16 protein-coding genes are annotated in these 19,738 nt (G+C 67.5%); 4 read left to right on the top strand and 12 right to left on the bottom strand.

Annotated elements, in window-relative coordinates; genetic code table 11:
- Position 1: 1 nt before the first annotated feature.
- Positions 2-1,066: an HlyD family secretion protein gene (locus tag AC1ROX_RS10900; protein ID WP_493125289.1), complete on the bottom strand. Its 1,065-nt coding sequence runs from the start codon at positions 1,064-1,066 to the stop codon at positions 2-4.
- 170 nt (positions 1,067-1,236) lie between these two features.
- The gene (cimA, locus tag AC1ROX_RS10895; RefSeq protein ID WP_493125287.1) at positions 1,237-2,844 is read right to left on the bottom strand and encodes a citramalate synthase; all 1,608 of its coding nucleotides are present in this window, start codon (positions 2,842-2,844) and stop codon (positions 1,237-1,239) included.
- 257 nt (positions 2,845-3,101) lie between these two features.
- On the opposite strand from cimA, the gene AC1ROX_RS10890 reads away from it, so the two are divergent.
- Positions 3,102-4,220, top strand: a complete 1,119-nt coding sequence (locus AC1ROX_RS10890) for a mandelate racemase/muconate lactonizing enzyme family protein (protein ID WP_493125285.1) — start codon at positions 3,102-3,104, stop codon at positions 4,218-4,220.
- Here the strand turns inward: AC1ROX_RS10890 and AC1ROX_RS10885 are convergent.
- Positions 4,202-5,149, bottom strand: a complete 948-nt coding sequence (locus tag AC1ROX_RS10885; protein ID WP_493125283.1) for a LysR family transcriptional regulator — start codon at positions 5,147-5,149, stop codon at positions 4,202-4,204. The genes AC1ROX_RS10890 and AC1ROX_RS10885 overlap by 19 nt on opposite strands.
- A 183-nt stretch (positions 5,150-5,332) precedes the next feature.
- On the opposite strand from AC1ROX_RS10885, the gene AC1ROX_RS10880 reads away from it, so the two are divergent.
- On the top strand, positions 5,333-6,967 hold the full coding sequence (locus tag AC1ROX_RS10880) for an ABC-F family ATP-binding cassette domain-containing protein (RefSeq protein WP_493125281.1): 1,635 nt from the start codon (positions 5,333-5,335) through the stop codon (positions 6,965-6,967).
- Here the strand turns inward: AC1ROX_RS10880 and AC1ROX_RS10875 are convergent.
- Positions 6,885-7,760 carry an ATP-grasp domain-containing protein gene (locus tag AC1ROX_RS10875; protein ID WP_493125279.1) on the bottom strand — a complete coding sequence of 292 codons (876 nt, stop codon included), beginning with the start codon at positions 7,758-7,760 and terminating at the stop codon, positions 6,885-6,887. The two genes, AC1ROX_RS10880 and AC1ROX_RS10875, sit on opposite strands and share 83 nt — an antisense overlap.
- A 48-nt stretch (positions 7,761-7,808) precedes the next feature.
- Between AC1ROX_RS10875 and AC1ROX_RS10870 the strand changes: the two genes are divergently transcribed.
- Positions 7,809-8,348, top strand: coding sequence for a chlorite dismutase family protein (locus tag AC1ROX_RS10870; RefSeq protein ID WP_493125277.1), 540 nt, complete (start codon positions 7,809-7,811; stop codon positions 8,346-8,348).
- Between the two features lie 22 nt (positions 8,349-8,370).
- Here the strand turns inward: AC1ROX_RS10870 and AC1ROX_RS10865 are convergent, their stop codons facing one another.
- The gene (locus tag AC1ROX_RS10865; RefSeq protein WP_493125275.1) at positions 8,371-9,429 is read right to left on the bottom strand and encodes a M48 family metallopeptidase; all 1,059 of its coding nucleotides are present in this window, start codon (positions 9,427-9,429) and stop codon (positions 8,371-8,373) included.
- Between the two features lie 2 nt (positions 9,430-9,431).
- On the bottom strand, positions 9,432-10,658 hold the full coding sequence (locus AC1ROX_RS10860; RefSeq protein ID WP_493125273.1) for a DUF898 family protein: 1,227 nt from the start codon (positions 10,656-10,658) through the stop codon (positions 9,432-9,434).
- A gap of 104 nt (positions 10,659-10,762) precedes the next feature.
- On the opposite strand from AC1ROX_RS10860, the gene AC1ROX_RS10855 reads away from it, so the two are divergent.
- Complete coding sequence (locus AC1ROX_RS10855; protein ID WP_493125271.1) at positions 10,763-12,742, top strand: methylmalonyl-CoA mutase family protein; 1,980 nt, start codon at positions 10,763-10,765, stop codon at positions 12,740-12,742.
- 126 nt (positions 12,743-12,868) lie between these two features.
- Here the strand turns inward: AC1ROX_RS10855 and folB are convergent, their stop codons facing one another.
- Genes folB through AC1ROX_RS10825 form a run of 6 tightly spaced genes read right to left on the bottom strand, consistent with a single transcriptional unit; the run spans position 12,869 to position 19,719 of the window.
- The gene (gene folB / locus AC1ROX_RS10850; protein ID WP_493125269.1) at positions 12,869-13,252 is read right to left on the bottom strand and encodes a dihydroneopterin aldolase; all 384 of its coding nucleotides are present in this window, start codon (positions 13,250-13,252) and stop codon (positions 12,869-12,871) included.
- 5 nt (positions 13,253-13,257) lie between these two features.
- On the bottom strand, positions 13,258-15,600 hold the full coding sequence (metE, locus tag AC1ROX_RS10845) for a 5-methyltetrahydropteroyltriglutamate--homocysteine S-methyltransferase (protein WP_493125267.1): 2,343 nt from the start codon (positions 15,598-15,600) through the stop codon (positions 13,258-13,260).
- A gap of 36 nt (positions 15,601-15,636) precedes the next feature.
- Complete coding sequence (gene prpB / locus AC1ROX_RS10840; protein WP_493125265.1) at positions 15,637-16,575, bottom strand: methylisocitrate lyase; 939 nt, start codon at positions 16,573-16,575, stop codon at positions 15,637-15,639.
- Between the two features lie 5 nt (positions 16,576-16,580).
- Positions 16,581-17,762, bottom strand: a complete 1,182-nt coding sequence (gene prpC / locus AC1ROX_RS10835; RefSeq protein WP_493125263.1) for a bifunctional 2-methylcitrate synthase/citrate synthase — start codon at positions 17,760-17,762, stop codon at positions 16,581-16,583.
- Between the two features lie 11 nt (positions 17,763-17,773).
- Positions 17,774-19,294, bottom strand: coding sequence for an MmgE/PrpD family protein (locus AC1ROX_RS10830; RefSeq protein WP_493125261.1), 1,521 nt, complete (start codon positions 19,292-19,294; stop codon positions 17,774-17,776).
- Complete coding sequence (locus tag AC1ROX_RS10825; protein WP_493125259.1) at positions 19,291-19,719, bottom strand: acyl-CoA thioesterase; 429 nt, start codon at positions 19,717-19,719, stop codon at positions 19,291-19,293. Before AC1ROX_RS10825 ends, AC1ROX_RS10830 begins: the two co-directional genes overlap by 4 nt.
- Positions 19,720-19,738 lie beyond the last annotated feature (19 nt).

Below are 19,738 nucleotides of genomic sequence, written 5' to 3'. Positions count from 1 at the left end.
CTCAGGGCTTGGGTGACGCCGACGCGCTCGACAAGCCGAGCGACTTGGCCCACCCGGCCCACAGGCTGCTGAGCGACCGCGTATGGCCGGTCTCGACCTCGACGGTCGTGCTCATGCCGACCCGGAGCGGTGGATCGCCCTCGCGGCAGGTGACGGAGAGGCGCACCGGAATGCGCTGCACCACCTTCACCCAGTTGCCGCTGGCATTCTGCGGCGGCAGCACGGCGAACTCCGCACCCGTCGACTGCGAGATGCTCGACACCGTGCCGTGGCATTCGGAGTCAGGGTACGTGTCGACATGGATCAGCACCTTCTGGCCCGACCGCACGCGCGTGAGCTCGGTCTCCTTGAAGTTGGCCTCGATCCAGAGATCGCTGTCGGCCACCACCACCATCACCGGCACGCCCGCGGTGGCAAAGCTGCCCGGCACCGGGCGCTTGGTGACGATGCCATCGAGCGGCGATTCGATGGTCGTGCGGCGCAGCTGCAGCAGCGCTTCCTCACGCGTCGCCATCATCTGACGTACGCGGGGATGATCGTCGGTGCGGATCTTGGGATCGCCGGCGAGAGCCGCCTCGATGCGCTGCAGGTCCTCCTGCGCCGCCGAGATGCGCTGGCGCGCGACATCGAGGCCCATGCGCGCCTCCTCGAGCTTGGCGGTCGAGGCGACCTTCTTCTCGGCGAGCTCCGACTGACGGTCGAACTCCGCCTGCGCGAAGGTCTGCTGGCTGAGCGCCGCCTTGATCTCCTCGCGCTTGGTGCGCCACTGGGCGCGCAGGCCGCGGATCTCGGCGCGCACCGTTTCGGTCTCGGCCTCGATGCGGGCCAGCGCGTGGCGGGAGGATTGGTCGTCGAGCCGGAACAGGAGCTGGCCGCGCGAGACCTTCTCGTTCTCCTGCACCAGCACCTCGACGATGAGGCCGGAAAGCTGGGTCGCGATCTGAGCGCGGTCGCCCTTCACATAGGCGTTGTCGGTCGTGACCGTGCCGCCCGAGGAAAGCCAGATGAACAGCGTGGCGGCCAGCACGATCGCCGGCAGGGTCCACATGAAAGCGCGCGCAAGCACGCGCATCCCCACTCGCGGACGGCGCATCGAAGCCGCCGCGATGGGCGGTGACTGGGTATCCAGATGCTCTCCGTCTCTCACGCGATATATGGTCTGCCCCGGCCTACGCTAGGTCAACTGGCAGTGGTGGCATGGCTGCTACGCATCGCCCCGCTCCGCCGGAGGTGCTGCTACGCCGGCTCCGCCGGCCGGGCGCCGTCGCGGAAGAGCTTGTAGGTGATGGCGTCGAAGAGCGCGTTGTAGGAGGCATCGACGATGTTGGGCGACACGCCGATCGTGCTCCAGCGCCGTCCCTTCGCATCTGCACTCTCGATCATGACGCGCGTCGTGGCGGCCGTACCCCCTGTCGAATCGAGGATGCGGACCTTGAAGTCGACCAGCCGCATGTCCTCCAGCTCCGGGTAGACCGGCATCAGCGCCTTTCGCAGCGCAGCATCGAGCGCGTTCACGGGACCGTTGCCCTCGCCCACTTCCATCGCGCGGCGGCCGGCGACGTCGAGCTTCACCGTCGCCTCCGACATCGCCACGGTCTGGCCGCGCGCGTTGACGCGACGCTCGACCAGGACACGGAAGCTGTGCAGCGCGAAATAGTCCGGCACGGTATGCAGCTGGTGTCGTGCCAGAAGCTCGAAGCTCGCGTCGGCGCCATCATAGGCATAGCCCTCGGACTCGCGGTCCTTCACGATCTCCAGCAGGCGCGCAACGCCGGGATCCTTCGGATCGACCTCGAGGCCGATCTGGCGGAAGCGCGCCATGATGTTGGAGCGGCCGGCCTGGTCGCTGACCACGATGATGCGCTGATTGCCAACGATTTCCGGATCGACATGCTCGTAGGTCTTGGGGTCCTTCTCGACCGCCGAGACGTGCAAGCCGCCCTTGTGGGCGAAGGCGCGCGTGCCGACGTAAGCTGCGCTGCGGTTGGTCGGCATGTTCAGCCGGTCGTCGAGCAGACGCGACAGGTGCGTGAGCCGCTGCATCGCGCCATCCTTGAGGCCGGTGTCGAAGCCCATCTTCAGCACGAGGTTGGGGATCAGGGCGATCATGTTGGCGTTGCCACAGCGCTCGCCGAGCCCGTTGATCGTGCCCTGGACCTGGCGCACGCCGGCGCGCACGGCGGCCAGCGAATTGGCCACGGCATTCTCGGTGTCGTTGTGCGTGTGGATGCCGAGCCGCTCGCCCGGGATCTTCTTGGTGACCTCGCCCACGATACGCTCGACCTCGTGCGGCAGTGTCCCGCCGTTGGTGTCGCAGAGCACCAGCCAGCGTGCGCCCGCCTTCTCCGCAGCGGCGAGGCAGGCCATCGCGTATTCCGGATTGGCCTTGTAGCCGTCGAAGAAATGCTCGGCGTCGAACATCGTCTCCTCCATGCGCGTCTTGGCATAGGCGAGCGAGTCGGAGATCATCTCGAGATACTCGGCGCGATCGACTTCCAGCGCCACGTCGACATGGAAGTCCCAGGTCTTGCCGACCATGCAGACGTTGCGCGCCTTGGTCTGCAGGATCGAGGCGAGGCCCGGATCGTTGGCGGCGCTGCGCCCGGCGCGGCGGGTCATGCCGAAGGCTACGAACTTGGCGTTCTGGAACTCCGGCGGATCGGCGAAGAACCGGTCGTCCGTCGGATTGGCGCCCGGCCAACCGCCTTCAATATAGTCAATCCCCAACAGGTCGAGCTCGCGCGCAATCGCGGCCTTGTCGGCCACAGTAAAATCGACGCCCTGCGTCTGGGCCCCGTCCCGCAGGGTGGTGTCGAAGAGATAGACTCGGTTGGATGACGTCATGACTCGGCCTTTTCCGAAGGGCCGGGACCATACGCCTAACCAGCCCGCCGCGACACCCGCCAATGGAGGGGCCGTAACCCTATTCAAGGGGACTCCTGGCGGCTCCATAAATAGGGTTAGTGCGCTAACCCTATTTATGACCGTGAACCTACATAGCGACTGCCGCCCGCGCACTCAGCAGGTAGACGGCGGTACCGGGTTCATCGGACATTCGGCGGCGACGACAAGCCGTGGAAAACGACGAGGGACGAAACGCCATGACCACCGCCACCACCATTACCGAACTGCGCACCACGCTCCTGCAGGTGCCGTGGCGGTCCTCGCCGCCGGCGGCGGGCATCCTGGCGCCGGGGCCGCGCGAGATCTTCGTGCTGGAGATCGAGACGCAGGGCGGGCTTACAGGCACGAGCTACCTGATGCCGCTGCATGGCGGGCTGCACACGATCGATGCCTGCGTGAAGGAGCTGATCGCGCCCTATGTGATCGGCCGCGACGCCACCGAGATCGAGGGCATCTGGCAGACGCTGTACAAGAACAATTTCTGGCTGGGCCGCATGGGCGTCACCCTGTTCGCGCAGAGTGCCGTCGACATGGCGCTGTGGGACATTGTGGGCAAGCGCGCCGGCCTGCCGCTGTTCCGCCTGTGGGGTGCCGCGCGCACGCAGATCCCCGCTTACGGTTCGGGCTGCTTCAGGGGGCTCGGGCGCGACGGCATGATCAAGCGCGCGCAGGAGTTCACCGCCCAGGGGCTCAAGGCCATCAAGATGCAGGTGGCGCATATCCGGCCGTGGCGCGAGGACGTCCAGAACGTGAAGGCGATGCGCGAGGCGATGGGCGACGGCATCGAGATCATGATCGACGTCAACATGGGCTGGGACGCCGACACCGCCATCCAGGCCGGCCATCGCATCGACGAGTTCGATCCTTACTGGCTGGAGGAGCCGGTGGTCGCGGAGGACTTCGCGGGCTACCGCCGCATCGCCGCGGCGCTGAAGACGCGCGTGGTGGGCGGCGAGAGCCATTTCATGAGGAACGACCTGCGTCCGTTCTTCGAGCAACCCGGCACGCCGATCCTGCAACCTGACCCGATGCGCGGTGGCTATTCGGAACTGCGCAAGATCGCCTCGATGGCCGAGCCCTACGGCATCCGCCTCGCCCCGCACCTCTTCCACGAGCAGATGGTGCACGTGCTGGCCTCGATCCCCAACGCCAGCTACCTCGAATACATGGACTGGAACGACGACCTCTGGATCGAGCCGGTGCTGCCCGCCAAGGACGGCACCATGTCGCCGCCCGAGCGGCCCGGCCATGGCGTCGCCTTCCGGCCGGAGATCCTGAAGGATCACCGCATCGGCGGTCAGCGCCTCAAGGGCTGACGCGCGCCTCGCGCCGCGCGGACGCGCTTGCGGATGAGGTTGATGAAGATCCGTGCCGAGGGCGGCAGGGTGCGGTCGCGCTTCCAGGCCACGCCCATTTCGGCCGTGGGCGGCTCCTTCCACGGCATGTCGAGCCGTGCAAGGCGGCCGCCCGCGATCCCCTCGTCCACCTGCGCCGCGTGCCCGATGCTGAACGCGTCGGTGGCGGCCACGATGTCGGCCGCCTGCCGGATCGACGACACCGCGATCGAGGGCAGCATGTCGCCCGTCACGGAATCGGTCGTGAAGCCTGCATCGATGTCCTCGAGCAGCCCGGCATGCTGCCGCGAAACGCTGGTCATGACGAAGGGATATGCGCGAAGGTCGGAGGGCTGCAACGACTTCTTCCCAAGCAGCGGGTGGCCGGCGCGGCAGTAGTAGGCGCCCTGGACGACGCCGAGCGCCTCGACGCGCAACGATGGCAGGCCGCGCAAGGTGGCGACGTCGAATACCGCGAAGTCGACCCGGTCAAGCATCAGCATCGCCAGCACCGCGGTCCATTCGCGCTCCAGCAGCTCCAGCCGGAGCAATGGATTGGCGTTGATCAGGTCGATGGCGGCAGGCTGGACAGCCATATCGTGGACGAAGGCGCCGGCGGCGACGCGCAGCCGTCCGCCGCGCCCGTCGCGCACGACCGCAAGCTGGTTGGCGATCGCCTCGGCGCGCGTCACGAGTTCGTCGGCCATCCGCAACACATCGTCGCCGGCCGGCGTCGCCGCCACATCGCGGCGCGAGCGTTCGAAGACGCGCAGGCCAAGCTTCTTTTCCAGCGCCGCGATGTTGCGGCTGAGCGTCGGCTGGCTGATGCGCAATGCCGAGGCGGCGCGGCCGAAATGACGGTGCCGGGCCAGCACGACCGCGTGCTGCAGCAACTTCAGGTCGATATCCATGCGGCGAGCGTACCGTCGGATGCCGAACGGTCGCAACGGCAAGCGCAGTAGGCCGGCACCCTTGATCGGCGTGGCGGCAGCGACTATCTACCGCCTCCCGCCACCAGCAATGGACCCTCACCGCAATGGATTTCCACCTGACCGCAATGCCCGCTCGCCTTGCCACCAGGGAAATCCATGTCCATGCCGTCCATCACGCTTTCCGGCCTCACCGCGACCACGCCTGACGGCCGCGCACTTTTCTCAAATCTCGACCTGAGTTTCGACGGCGGCCGTACCGGCCTCGTCGGCCGCAACGGTGTCGGCAAGACCACGCTGCTCGGGCTCGTCGCCGGCACGCTGTCGCCTCAATCCGGATCGGTGTTGGTGAACGGCACGCTGGGAGTCCTGCGCCAGACGGTGCAGGTCGCACCCGGAGAGACGCTGGCTGACCTGATGGGCGTTGCCGAAGCGCTCGCCGTCCTGCGTCGCGCCGAAGAGGGCCGGGCCAGCGCCGAGGAACTCTCCGGAGCGGACTGGACGCTGGAGGCGCGCATCGCTTCGGCGCTCGGTCGCGTCGGGTTGGAGGCGGAGCCCGCAACGCTCCTGTCGACACTCTCGGGTGGGCAGCGCACGCGCGCCGCTCTCTGCGCGCTGGTGCTGGCCGATCCCGACTTCATCCTGCTCGACGAGCCGACCAACAATCTCGACCGCGAGGGGCGCGCCGCGGTGATCGAGCTGCTGGCGGCGTGGCGGTCGGCCGCGATCGTCGTCAGCCATGACCGCGAACTGCTCGAAACCATGGACGCCATCGTCGAGCTGACCCCGCTTGGCGCAACGCGCTACGGCGGCAACTGGAGCCATTACCGCGAGCGCAAGGCGCTGGAGCTGGCCGCTGCACGCCACGACCTCGCCGATGCCGAGCGCCGCGTCGCCGAAGTGGCGCGCACGACGCAGGCCACCGCCGAGCGCAAGGCGCGCAGGGACGGCGCGGGCCAGCGCAAGCGGGCGAAGGGCGACATGCCGCGCATCGTCGCCAATGCCCGACGCAGCGGCGCCGAGAACAGTTCGGGCGAGAATGCACGCCTAGCCGAGCGGCGACGCGCGCAAGCGGCCGAGGAAGCCCTGGCCGCACGCCGGCGCATCGAGGTGCTGCAGCCACTTTCCGTCGCTCTTCCGCCGACCGGCCTGCCCGACGGCAGAGCCGTGCTACGCCTCGATGCCGTGAGCGCGGGTTACGGGACCGGCCGCGCGATCATCGATGGACTGTCGTTCACCCTGACCGGTCCGGAACGCGTGGCAATCACCGGCGACAACGGCTCGGGCAAGACGACCCTGCTCGCGCTCGTCACGGGGAAGCTCGCGCCGCGCTCCGGCAGTGTGCGCATGAACACGGACTTTGCCATGCTCGACCAGCAGGTGAGCCTGCTCGATCCGTCGCTGTCGATCCGCGACAACTTCCTGCGGCTCAATCCAGACGCGGACGAGAATGCCTGCCGCGCCGCCCTCGCGCGCTTCATGTTCCGCGCCGACGCGGCCCTGCAGATCGTCTCGACCCTGAGCGGCGGCCAGATGCTGCGCGCGGGCCTCGCCTGCGTGCTGGGCAGCGCGAAGCCGCCATCACTGCTGATCCTCGACGAGCCGACCAACCATCTCGACATCGATTCCATCGAGGCGGTCGAGGCCGGCCTCCGCGCCTATGACGGCGCGCTCCTCGTCGTCAGCCACGACGAGGCCTTCCTCGATGCCATCGGCATCACACGGCGGCTGGAACTGTCGAGAGACGCTTCATCGTCGCTTCGGCGAAGCGGTCGGCCGACGGCGGATCGAACTCCATGAACAGGGCCGGCTCCAGAACCTCGACCTCGATGACGATGAGGGTGCCATCGCGCACCACGCCGTCGACGCGGGCGTAGAGGGGCCGTTGCGGCAACGTCGCCAGGCACGACGCGCCCTGCCCCGTCACGCTGGCAGGCGGCGCCTCGGCGGTGCGCGTCGGCTTGTAGCGCGAGTTCGAGCGGAATTCGCCGGGCGGCGGGCGCTTGCGGATGGCGTGGCTGAAGGTGCCGTCGAAATAGACGAGTGACAGTTCACCCTCGGCGATCTCGGGCAGGAACTCCTGCACGACGACGCCCGCCTTGCGCGCCTCGTCGGCGAGGCCGGCGACCTGCTGAGCAAGCGTCGCGCGTTGCAGCAGTTCGACGGAATAGCCCGAGGCGCCGCTGGCCGGCTTCACCACGGCGCGTTCCCAGCCGGTCTCGTCGAACACCCGGCCGATCGCCGCCGCGTCGCATGGCACGACGAAACTCCGCGGCACGCGCACACCCGCAGCGGCAAGCTTGCCGACATAGTCCTTGCGCAGGTTCCAGCGCACCAGCTCGATGGGATTGAAGAGACGCGTCGCCGCCGCCACATGCTCTGTCCAGGCGCGGAAGGCATCGAGCGCGCGGTAATAGCCCCAAGTCGAACGCAGCACGATCGCATCGGCGCCGGCGAATGCCTCGCGCGGCCCGTCCCACGGCGCACCCGTGACACGACAGCCGCGCCGCTCCAGCGCGTCGGCATAGAGCCGGTCGGATGCGGTGATGGCAGGATCGTCGGTCGAGGTGGCGAGAACGATGTGCGGGCTCATGGCGCTTCATAGCCAATGCCCCGGCGCGCGTCTTGCTATGATCGGGTCATGCCGCCGCCCTTCACCGTCACCTTTTCCGCCGGGACCACCGGTCCCTGGCGCATCGAGCGCCTCTCGACCGTTGCGGGTCCCGGCCTTCCCGCCGCCACGCATCTCGCGATGACGGACACGCCCGATGCGACATGGCGCCTGCGCGGCGTCGTCAGCCATCCGCGCTACTCGACGGCGGCGGAGCTGAAGGAGCTGGCCGGTGTTCAAGCCGGGCTCGGCCGTGCCGAAGCCACGTACGCTGCGCTGATCCCGATCCGCAAATCGGAGGCCTGGTGGTCGATGGCGCAGGACGAGCGCCGGGCGATCTTCGAGGACCGGTCGCGGCACATCACCCTGTCGATGAAGTACCTGCCGGCGGTGGCGCGCCGCCTCCACCACGCCCGCGACCTCGGCGAGCCCTTCGACTTCCTCACCTGGTTCGAGTTCGCGCCCGAGCATGAGACGGCGTTCGACGCGCTGCTAGCCGAGCTGCGCGCGAGCGTCGAATGGACCTATGTCGAGCGCGAGGTCGAGATCAGGGTGAGGCGCGCCGACTGATCCGGAAACGCCTCCGCGCGGTCTACTTGCACACGGTCTTCAGTGCCTGCCATTCGGCCGGCGTGAACGGCAGTTTGCCGGTCGGCGGGCGCTTGGTCGCGGCGATGCGCTCCTGCGTGGGCGGGTGGCTCGACCAGATGCCGGCGGCGGTGGCGGCATCATCGGGTTTGTCCTTCAGCATCTTCTCGAAGAAGGTCGAGACGCCGTCGGCGCGCAGGCCACGCTGTTCGAGCAGGTGCACGCCGGTCTCATCCGCCTCGCGCTCGAAGGTGCGGCCGTTGCGCATGGCCAGCAACGTGCTGCCACCGCTGCCGACCGTGCTCATGACATCGGAGTAACCGCCCATCAGGAGCTTGATCAGCATGTCGATCCCGAAGGCGCGGATCACGCCCTTGGTCGGATGAAAGTGCACGACATGGCCGATCTCATGCGCCAGCACGCCCGCCACCTGTGTACTGGTCGCGTCGTCGATCAAGGCCGAATAGAAGACGAGGATCCCGCCGGGCAGCGTGAAGGCGTTGACCAGCTTGCCCTTCACGACATGCACCCTGACCTCGTGCGGATAGCCCGCCTCCTTCGCCAGATCGTTGGCCAGCCGGTTGATCGCGGTGAGGCCGGCCTTGCCCGTGCACTCCTCCTCGTCGGCCGTCAGCTCGTCGAGCACGGTCTCGCCCAGTTTCACCTGCCACGAGTAAGGCAGCAGCGGCGCGGCGTAGCCTGTGCCGTACTCGATCGCGCTCCAGAACAGTCCGACCAGGGCGACGATCGCCAGCGAATAGGCGCCGAGCCGTGGCGCGACGTTCGTCGGTCCCAGCGCCAGCGGCTTCAGCGCCGGCACCAGCGAGGCGAGCTGCTTCCTCCACGCCAGATCCTCGACGACCAGCCGCGCCTCGCTGCCACGGATCGCCACCGGCGGCACCGCCTCGTGGTGCGAATCGCCCAGCACCGACAGGTCGGCAACCGGCCAGCGCGCCACGACGCCGGAGTCGGCCGGGCGATAGATCATTAGCTCGTTGGCGGTGATCTTCAACATCACCTCCTGCACCTCGGCGGTCACGCCGTCATAGTAGCGGGCGGCCATCGTCAGATCCCGCTCACGTCGAACATGTCGAGCAGCCCCTCGCCGTAGGTCGGGCCGAGGTCGGTCGGCTGGCGGATATCGCGGCCCTGCGGCGCGCCGTAGATCCAGAGCTGGCCCGCGATCAGCTTCATCGTGCGGTGCATCACCCACGGCCAGCCGATGCCCAGGGTCAAGAGCAGGATCAGGTAGTTCAGCACCAGGAAGCCCCACATCTGCCAGGTCGAGAGCGCCGTCGCGAACAGCACGTTGCCGGCGCGGGTGTGGGTCACGAGGTAGCGCAGCAGATAGGCCTGCCACCAGCAGCGCAGCGGCAGGATGAGCAGGCCGAACAGGAGATAGGCGGCGAAGGCGATGAGCAGCAGCACGAGAACGGTGCGAAGGCTGGGATGGGCGAACAGCTTGAGGAAATCGCCGGGAGAGAATCCCAAACTCTCGAGCGTCCCGCCGATCGCCGCGAAGGTGGCAATGCCCGCGACGATCCAGGCCGCGATGTTGAGGAAGTAGTAGCCGATATAGCGCCCGTAGATGTCGCCCGCCCGACCGGCGAAGGCGAAGTCCTGCGTGCCGACCCGCGCGTTGGCGATGCGCGGGCGCGCCAGGTTCACCGACACGACGGGCGTCAGCAGATAAGCGGTCGAGGCATTGGCGAATTGGAGGAACGTCGCGATGGCGCCGTACCGCCAGGCCGAGCCCGCCATGCCGCAGCGGATGCCGCGCCAGCGCGTACGCGAGAGCTTGTAGCGCAGGCCGGCATAGTGGCCGACATAGGCCAACGGAAAGCCGATCAGCACGACCGACAGTGAGAACAGGTCGAACAGGCCAATGCTCGCGAACGGCTTCTCGTGGAAGACGTAGATCCACACCACGTACATGAGGCCGGCCCAGGCGCCGATCATCAGCAGCGCCAGCACGAAGCCGATCATCAGCTCCCGCCCGCGACCACGATATTCGAAACGGTCGCCCAGCACGGACAGGTGGTTCCAGACGTAGCGCCGGATGCGGGTGCGGCCCCAGAAGCGCGACCAGCCCAGGGTCAGCAGCATCATCGCAAGGTGGCGCAGATAGATGGCGTAGAGCTCGCCGAGGCGCCCGTCGTAGACCGGCCGGCTCGGCGTGAGATCGCCTTGCCAGGGGGTGCCGGGCGCGGCCGTCGGCCCGGGAGTGCCTGCCGGAGGCTGCCCGGCCGCTTGCACAGCCGCCTGGACCCAGGGGGAAGACGCGTCGCTCAAATCCCCTCTTTCCCCTTCCGCCGCACTGCAAAATCTTCCATGCTGCGACGCAGCATGATCTGGTGTACGCAAGTTTACGTCAACAGGACTGCAAACCGCCACCCATGACAAACCAGAACCGCGACAAGCCCTGGCTCATTCGCACCTATGCCGGCCACTCAACGGCCGAGAAGTCGAACGAGCTCTATCGCACCAACCTCGCGCGCGGCCAGACCGGCCTCAGCGTCGCCTTCGACCTGCCGACGCAGACCGGCTACGACAGCGACCATGTGCTGGCCAAGGGCGAGGTCGGCAAGGTCGGCGTTCCGATTTCGCATCTCGGCGACATGCGCGCCCTCTTCGACGGCATCCCGCTCGACCGGATGAACACGTCGATGACGATCAACGCGCCGGCCGCCTGGCTACTGTCCTTATATATCGCGACGGCCGAAGCTCAGGGTGTCGACCGGTCGAAGCTGCAGGGCACGACGCAGAACGACATCATCAAGGAATATCTCTCGCGCGGGACCTACATCTTCCCGCCCGAGCCGTCGCTGCGGCTGACGGCCGACACGATCGGCTTCACCTATCGCGAGGTTCCCAAATGGAACCCGATGAACGTCTGCAGCTATCACCTGCAGGAGGCCGGCGCGACGCCGGTGCAGGAGCTGGCCTTCGCCCTGGTGAACGCCATCGCCGTGCTCGACGCGGTGAAGGCGCGCGGCCAGGTGCCCGATGCCGACTTCCCCAAGGTGGTCGGTCGCATCTCCTTCTTCGTGAATGCCGGCATCCGCTTCGTCACCGAGATGTGCAAGATGCGGGCGTTCGCGGAGATGTGGGACGACATCACGCTGAACCGCTACGGCGTCGCCGATGCCAAGCAGCGCCTGTTCCGCTACGGCGTGCAGGTGAATTCGTTGGGCCTCACCGAGCAGCAGCCCGAGAACAACGTCTACCGCATCCTGCTCGAGATGCTGGCCGTGGTGATGAGCAAGAACGCCCGCGCCCGCTCGGTGCAGCTGCCCGCCTGGAACGAGGCGCTCGGCCTGCCGCGGCCGTGGGACCAGCAATGGTCGCTGCGCCTGCAGCAGATCGTGGCCTTCGAGACCGACCTGCTGGAATACGGCGACATCTTCGACGGCAGTAAGGAGATCGCCGCCCGCGTCGAGGCGCTGAAGCAGGAGGCGCTGGCCGAGATGGGCCGTATTGCCGACATGGGCGGCGCGGTTGCGGCCATCGACTCGGCCTACATGAAGCAGCGGCTGGTCGAATCGAACCTGAAGCGCCTCGCGGCCATCGAATCGGGCGAGCAGACCGTGGTCGGCGTCAACGCCTACACCGAGGGTGCGCCCTCGCCGCTGGGCGGCGGCCAGGAATCGATCCTGACGGTCGACGACTCGGTCGAGCGCGGGCAGGTCGAGCGGCTGAACGCCTGGCGCGCGACGCGCGACACGGCGGCGGTGAAGGCCGCGCTGGCGGAGCTGGTCGCCGCGACCAAGGAAGACCGCAACGTCATGCCGGCCTCGATCGAATGCGCCAAGGCGGGCGTCACGACCGGCGAATGGACCGAGGCGCTGCGCGGCGTGTTCGGCGAATATCGTGCTCCCACGGGTGTCGCGCGCGCGGCGGGGGTCACCGACGGCCGCCTCGAAGCGACGCGACGCGAGGTCGAGCAGGTGTCACACCGCCTCGGCCGGCGCATAAAGATCCTGGTCGGCAAGCCCGGCCTCGACGGCCATTCCAACGGCGCCGAGCAGATCGCCGTGCGCGCCCGCGATTGCGGCATGGAAGTCGTCTACGAGGGCATTCGCCTCACGCCCGAGCGTATCGTGAACGCAGCGCTCGAGGAGAGCGTCCATGTCGTGGGCCTGTCGATCCTGTCAGGCGGCCATGTCTCGCTGGTCGGCGACGTGCTGAAGGGACTGCGCGACGCCGGCATCGGCGATATCCCGGTCGTGGTCGGCGGCATCATCCCGCCCGCCGACGCCGAGGCCCTGATCGCCGCCGGCGTATCCCGTGTCTACACGCCGAAGGACTTCGACCTCACGCAGATCATGCGCGACGTGGTGGCGGTGGTCGACAATGCGTGGAAGGACGCGGCTTAGCCGAGCGCATATGATTTAAGGATCCTTCGCAGCGCTCAGGATGACACCGGTTCTTTGATTGGCGCACTGCGCATATCCCAACAACAGTGTCATCCTGGGCGCAGCGAAGGATCCTTAAGAATCGCCTCAGCGCTGCACCGAACGCCGCCGTGTCAGCGACACGCCGACATCGGCGAACTTGCCGCGCAACGGCGCTTCGGGCTTGTGGACCGTGATCCTGACCTCGTCGATCGACCAGAAGCGACGTAGCAATTCGTCCACGATGGCCAGTGCCAGCGCCTCGATCAGGAACTTGTGCGGCCCGTTGGCGACCTCGACAATCGTGTCGAGGATCGCTCCGTAACAGACCGCCCGTCGATAGTCGTCGCTGCGGGCGTAGCGGTCGGTGTCGAGCCATACCTCGGCATCGACGACGAAGCGCTGCGGCCGCGTCTTCTCGTCCGGCAGCACACCGTGGCAGGCGACCAGTTCGATGCCACGGAGGAAGATACAGTCACCGGACAGGGACATGAACCTCAAGCCGTCGCGCGCAGCTTCTTCGCCGCTTCGACCATGTTGACCAAAGCGGGCTTCACTTCTTCCCAGCGGCGGGTCTTGAGGCCGCAGTCGGGATTGACCCAGATCTGATCGGGCGACAGGCGCTCCTTCGCCTTGGCCAGCAGGTCCGCCATCTCCTCGACCGGCGGCAGGCGCGGCGCGTGGATGTCGTAGACGCCCGGTCCGATCTCGTTGGGATAGCGATAAGAGGTGAAAGCCTCGAGCAGCTCCATCTTCGACCGCGCCGTCTCGATCGAGATGACGTCGGCATCCATCGCGCCGATCGAGTCGATGATGTCGTTGAACTCGGAGTAGCACATGTGCGTGTGGATCTGCGTCTTGTCGCCCACGCCCGACGCGGAGAGGCGGAAGCATTCGACGGCCCAGTCGAGATAGGCCTTCCAGTCGGCCCGGCGCAGCGGCAGGCCCTCGCGGATCGCCGGCTCGTCGATCTGGATCACGCGGATGCCCGCCACTTCGAGGTCGACGACCTCGTCGCGCAAGGCAAGCGCAATCTGGCGGCAGGTCTCGGACCGGGGAATGTCGTCGCGCACGAACGACCATTGCAGCATCGTCACCGGCCCGGTCAGCATGCCTTTCATCGGCCGCCGGGTCAGCGACTGGGCGTAGCGCGACCATTCGACCGTCATCGGCTTCGGGCGCGACACGTCGCCGAAGATGATCGGCGGCCGGACATAGCGCGAGCCATAGCTCTGCACCCAGCCGTGTTTGGTGAAAGCGTAGCCGGAAAGCTGCTCGCCGAAATACTGCACCATATCGTTGCGCTCGAACTCGCCGTGGACCAGCACGTCGATGTCGATCTCCTCCTGCCAGCGCACGGCCGTCTCGGTCTCGCGGCGCAGAAAAGCCTGGTACTCGCCATCGCTCAGCGCGCCCTTGGCGTGGGCCGCACGCGCCTTGCGCACGCCCTCGGTCTGCGGGAACGAGCCGATCGTCGTCGTCGGGAAAGACGGCAGGCCGAGCTGCCGGCGCTGCAGCTCGCGCCGCGCCTCGAACGATCCATGCCGACGTGCCATCGCGGGCGTCACCGCCGCGAGGCGCGACTGGACGGCGGCATCGTGGATCTTGGTCGAGATCGAGCGCGCGGTCGCGGCGCGGTTCGAGTCGGAAAGGGCTGCCTTCACGACGTTGCGGCCCTCGTTCAGCGCCCGGCCGAGCACCGTCAGCTCTTCCACCTTTTGTACGGCGAAGGCCAGCCAGCTCCGGAGGTCGGCATCCATTCCCTCCTCCTGCGCGAGGTCGACCGGCACATGCAGCAGCGAGCAGGACGGCGCGAGGATCACCTTGTCGGTGCCGCGCTGCCGGACGACCGCCTCGGCCCGGGCCAGCAGCGCTTCGAGATCGGCACGCCACACGTTGCGCCCGTCGATGATGCCGAGCGACAGGACGAGATCCTGTGGCGCACCGGCCAGGACCGCGGCGAGTTGCTCGGGCGCGCGGACGAGATCGAGGTGCAGGCCGGCGACCGGCAGCTTCAGGGCGCAATTCAGATTGTCGCCGAGCGCGCCGAAGTAGGTGGCCAGCATCAGCTTCAGCCCTGGCACGGCCGAGGCAAAAGTCGCGTAGGTCGTCTCAAGCGCCGCGCGGGTCGCATCGTCGATATCGAGGACGAGCGCCGGCTCGTCGATCTGCACCCAGTCGGCGCCGGCCTTCTCCAGCATGCCCAGGATTTCGACATAGACCGGCAGGAGGTTCTTCAGCAGCGACAGCGGATGGACCGACGGGTCCTTGCTCTTGCCCAGCAGGAGATAGGTCACGGGGCCGACCAGCACCGGTCGCGTATGGATTCCGAGCTCCTTCGCCTCCAGGAACTCGTCGACCGGCTTGGTCGAGCCCAGGCTGAAGGTCTGGCCGCGGCCGAACTCGGGCACCATGTAGTGATAGTTGGTGTCGAACCACTTGGTCATTTCCAGCGCCGGCAGGCCGTGGGCCGGCGTTCCATGATCATGACCATGACCGGCGCAAGCACCCGCCTCGTCGCCCTTGCCGTGGCTGCCGCGCGCCATGGCGAAATAGGTATCGAGCGGCACGCCACCGCCCTTCCAGCCGTAGATCGCGGGAATGGCGCCGACCATGACGCTGGTGTCGAGCACATGGTCGTAGAGCGAGAAGTCGTTGCTCGGCATGTGCGACACGCCGGCCGCCTTCTGCCGCGACCAGGCCGCCGCGCGCAGGGCCGCCGCGCTTTCCAGTAGCGCCGTCGCCGTCGTCTTGCCGGACCAGTAGCTTTCCAGCGCCATCTTCAGTTGCCGGCGGGCGCCGATACGGGGAAAGCCAAGCGTGCTGACGAGAATCGACATGGATCTGTTCCTGTTCGTTCGTTGAGAGGGAGAGCTTCAGCAGCTCGCGTCGAGCGCGTTGCGGCCGTGGGTGGCGGGAAGGACGGTCTGGACGATCGAGGCGTCGAGCGCCTCGTAGCCCGCGAGATCGATCGCGGCGTAGAGCTCGGCGCGGGTCTGCATGTCGGCGAGTGCCGCCTGCGTGCCGCCGTCGCGGCGGATCGCAGCGTAGAGCCGCTCCTGCGCCTTGTTGGCGACGCGCAACGAGGAGACCGGCCAGATCACCATGCCGTAGCCCATCGCCTCGAACTCGGCGGCGGTGAAGAACGGAGTGCGGCCGAACTCCGTCATGTTGGCCAGCAGCTTCACACCCGGCAGCGCCCTGGCGAAGTCGCGGAACATGTCGGCCGTGGTCAGCGCCTCGGGAAAGATCGCGTCGGCACCGGCCTGGATGTAAAGCTTGGCGCGCGCGACGGCGCCTTCCATGCCCTCGCTGGCATAGGCATCGGTGCGCGCGATCACGTAGAGGTGCCGCCGCGCCCTGGCCGCAGCAGCGACCTTGGCCGCCATGTCGTGCGCACTCGCGAGCTTCTTGTCGTTCAGGTGGCCGCACTTCTTGGGCAGCAGCTGATCCTCGATATGGACCGCCGCCGCACCGGCATCCTCGAAGGCCCGCACCATGTGCATGACGTTCAGCGCCTCGCCGTATCCCGTGTCGCCGTCGACCAGCAGCGGCAGGCTGCTGGCGCGCGCGATCTGGCGAATGAAGAAGCAGGCTTCCTCGACCGTGATGATGCCGAGATCTGGCAGGCCCATTGAAGCGGTCATGGCCGCACCGGAGAGATAGAGCGCCTCGAAGCCGGCGGCCTTGGCCTGCAGCGCCGCCATGCCATTGTGAGCGCCGGGCATCTGGAGAATTCCCGGCCGCTCCAGCAACGATCGCAAGCGCGTGCCGGCAGGCTCGGCGGGCAAGTCCTTCGCGACGAGATACGGCATCGTCTTCAGGCCGCGCGGACGGCGGCGGCTTGCTTGCCGCGCTGGAGCAACGGCACGAAGGCGCGGTTCTCCGGCCCCGTATAGTGCGCCGCCGGGCGGATGATCTTGTTGTCGATGCGCTGCTCGATGATGTGCGCACACCAGCCCGAGGTCCGCGCGATCACGAACAAGGGCGTGAACATCGCCGTCGGCACGCCCATCAGGTGGTAGGAAACGGCGCTGAACCAGTCGAGGTTGGCGAACGTCTTCTTGGTGTCGCCCATCACCGCCTCGATGCGGTCGGCGATGTCGAACATGCGACTGGTGCCGGCCTCGTCGCCGAGCTGGCGGGCGACCCGCTTGATCACCTCGTTGCGCGGATCGGCGATCGTGTAGACCGGATGGCCGAAGCCGATCACGACCTCCTTGGCGGCCACGCGCTTGCGAATATCGGCTTCCGCCGCGTCGGGATCCTCGTAGCGCTGCTGGATCTCGAAAGCGACCTCGTTGGCACCGCCATGCTTGGGGCCGCGCAGCGCGCCTATCGCACCCGTCACCGCCGAATAGACGTCGGCGCCGGTGCCGGCGATCGAGCGCGCCGTGAAGGTCGAGGCGTTGAACTCGTGCTCGGCATAGAGGATCAGCGACGTGTCCATGGCGCGGACATGGCTGACGGTCGGCGCTTGGCCATGGAGCAAATGCAGGAAGTGCGCGGCAATGCTGTCGTCGTCGGTCTCGACGTCGACACTGCGGCCGTTATGCGCGTAGTGGTGCCAATAGAGCAGCATCGAGCCCAGCGAGGCCATCAGCCGGTCGGCGATGTCGCGCGCGCCGGGATGATTGTGATCCGCCGCCTCGGGAAGCACGCAGCCGAGCGCCGACACGCCCGAGCGCATCACGTCCATGGGATGCGCGGCGGCCGGAATGGCTTCGAGCGTGCGCTTCACCGCCGCCGGCAGGCCGCGCAGCGAGCGCAGCTTGGCCTTGTAGGAAGCGAGCTGGACCTCGGTCGGCAGGGAGCCGTGCACCAGGAGATGGGCGATCTCCTCGAAGGTGCAGCGCTCGGCGATGTCGAGGATATCGTAGCCGCGATAATGCAGGTCGTTGCCACTGCGCCCGACGGTGCAGAGCGCGGTCGAGCCGGCCTCGACGCCGGATAGGGCAACGGACTTCTTGGGCGCCGGCTTGGCCGGAGTCGGATTGGACATGGTGGCCTCCTTTATTCGCTGGCTTCGAAGAGACCGCGTGCGGTCGGGACGGCGAGATGGTCCGGGCTGACGACGAAGTTGAGCTGACAGAGCTCGTCGGCCTTCAGCTCGGGCAAACGCTCGACCGTTTCGAGGAAGCGCTTCTGCTCGGCTTCGGCGACGATGCCGTCGGCCAGCGTGCGAAACTTCGCGACATAGTCGGGCCGCCGCCACGGATGGGCGCCCAGCGGATGGGCGTCAGCGACCGCGATGTCGTCGGCGACCACGCGACCGTCGTCGAGCGTCACCAGCACGTGCCCGCCAAACGCCTTTCGCGCCGGATCGGTCGAGTGATAGCGCTCGGTCCATTCCGGACCTTCGACGGTGCTGATCTTGTGCCACAGCGCCACCGTGTCGGGCCGTGCCGCGCGCTCGGGCGCGTAGGAGCGCTCGTGATGCCAGCCGCCGTCCTGCAGGGCGACGGCGAAGATGTACATGATGGAATGGTCGAGCGTTTCGCGGCTGGCCGTCGGGTCCATCTTCTGCGGATCGTTGGCGCCGGTGCCGATCACGTAATGGGTGTGATGGCTGGTGCGGATCACGATGCTCTCGATCCTGGAGAGATCGCCGATCTTCGGGCCCATGCGCCGCGCCAGGTCGATCAGTGCCTGGCTCTGATACTCGGCCGAATGTTCCTTGGTGTAGGTATCGAGGATCGCGCGCTTGGCCTCGCCCCTCTCCGGCAGCGGCACCGTGTACTCGGCCTTCGGACCGCCCAGCAGCCAGGCGATGAAGCCGTCCTCGCCCTCGTATGCCGGCGACGGCGCACCCTCGCCGCGCATCGCACGGTCGACAGCCTCGACCGCCATCTTTCCGGCGAAAGCCGGCGCATAGGCCTTCCAGCTCGAGATCTCACCCTTGCGCGACTGGCGCGTCGTCGTCGTGACGTGCAGCGCCTGCTGCACCGCCTGATAGACGATCCCGACCGGCAGGCCGAGCGCCGCGCCGATGCCGGCCGCGGCCGACGGCCCGAGATGGGCGATATGGTCGATCTTGTGCTCGTGCAGGCAGATGCCCTTCACCAGGTCGACCTGGATCTCGTAACCGGCCGCGAGGCCACGCACGAGCGCCGCGCCGTCCAGGCCGCAATGCTGTGCCACCGCGAGGATCGGCGGGATATTGTCGCCGGGATGGGAGTAGTCGGCGGCGAGGAACGTGTCGTGATAGTCGAGCTCGCGCACCGCCACGCCATTGGCCCACGCCGCCCATTCCGGCGAGACGCGACGCGAGGGGAAGCTCGACAGGCCGAACAGTGTCGCACCCGGCTTGGCGGGATGGGTGCGCGCCTGCGCCCGCGCACTGACGATCGGCGAGCGGTTGAGCGAGGCCGCGGCGACGGCGGCATTGTCGATGATGCGGCTGCCGATCATCTCGACCACGTCGTCCGTCACCGCCACCGGATCGACCGCGACCTCGGCGATCTTCCAGGCAAGCTGTTGCTCGCGCGGCAGCGGTTCGGCGGACTTGTGGGTGCGGACGCTGTGGAGCTTCACGGAACTTGTTCCTCTGTCGAAGGGGTGATGGCGCCAGCTGCGATGTTCGCGGGGCGTCCGGCGGCATCGACCGCCACCATCTCAAAGCTGCCGCGCATGGCGAGCGTGCGCTGGCCGCTGAGCAGCGTTTCGGCGACCATCTCGACGACGACGGTCATCGAAGTGCGGCCCATGCGGACGACCTGCGCGTAGAGCTCGACGACCTGGCCGACCTTCACCGGCATATGGAAGTCGATCTTCTCGGACGAGGCCATGACGACGGCACGACGCGCGCGGCGGCTTGCCGCGACGAATGCCGCCTTGCCCATCAGCGAGAGCGCGGTGCCGCCGAACAGCGTGCCGTAATGGTTGGACTGCTCGGGGAAGACCATCTCCAGGAAGCGGGTCTCTTCGGGCGGCGGCTGGTTCGATATGGCGCCCTCCATGGGCGGTGCTCCGGGCTTG

This window comes from Reyranella sp. GW821-FHT14A01, from assembly GCF_058803965.1.
Note: the sequence above shows the minus strand (reverse complement) of the source record. Positions and strands in the feature narration are given on the sequence as shown.

What these genes read in the sequence shown, in the direction of transcription:
- cimA (WP_493125287.1), bottom strand. Translation starts at nt 2,844, where the DNA reads ATGACGTCATCCAACCGAGTCTATCTCTTCGACACCACCCTGCGGGAC.
- AC1ROX_RS10890 (WP_493125285.1), top strand. Translation starts at nt 3,102, where the DNA reads ATGACCACCGCCACCACCATTACCGAACTGCGCACCACGCTCCTGCAG.
- AC1ROX_RS10885 (WP_493125283.1), bottom strand. Translation starts at nt 5,149, where the DNA reads ATGGATATCGACCTGAAGTTGCTGCAGCACGCGGTCGTGCTGGCCCGG.
- AC1ROX_RS10880 (WP_493125281.1), top strand. Translation starts at nt 5,333, where the DNA reads ATGCCGTCCATCACGCTTTCCGGCCTCACCGCGACCACGCCTGACGGC.
- AC1ROX_RS10875 (WP_493125279.1), bottom strand. Translation starts at nt 7,760, where the DNA reads ATGAGCCCGCACATCGTTCTCGCCACCTCGACCGACGATCCTGCCATC.
- AC1ROX_RS10870 (WP_493125277.1), top strand. Translation starts at nt 7,809, where the DNA reads ATGCCGCCGCCCTTCACCGTCACCTTTTCCGCCGGGACCACCGGTCCC.
- AC1ROX_RS10865 (WP_493125275.1), bottom strand. Translation starts at nt 9,429, where the DNA reads ATGGCCGCCCGCTACTATGACGGCGTGACCGCCGAGGTGCAGGAGGTG.
- AC1ROX_RS10855 (WP_493125271.1), top strand. Translation starts at nt 10,763, where the DNA reads ATGACAAACCAGAACCGCGACAAGCCCTGGCTCATTCGCACCTATGCC.
- folB (WP_493125269.1), bottom strand. Translation starts at nt 13,252, where the DNA reads ATGTCCCTGTCCGGTGACTGTATCTTCCTCCGTGGCATCGAACTGGTC.
- metE (WP_493125267.1), bottom strand. Translation starts at nt 15,600, where the DNA reads ATGTCGATTCTCGTCAGCACGCTTGGCTTTCCCCGTATCGGCGCCCGC.
- prpB (WP_493125265.1), bottom strand. Translation starts at nt 16,575, where the DNA reads ATGCCGTATCTCGTCGCGAAGGACTTGCCCGCCGAGCCTGCCGGCACG.
- prpC (WP_493125263.1), bottom strand. Translation starts at nt 17,762, where the DNA reads ATGTCCAATCCGACTCCGGCCAAGCCGGCGCCCAAGAAGTCCGTTGCC.
- AC1ROX_RS10825 (WP_493125259.1), bottom strand. Translation starts at nt 19,719, where the DNA reads ATGGAGGGCGCCATATCGAACCAGCCGCCGCCCGAAGAGACCCGCTTC.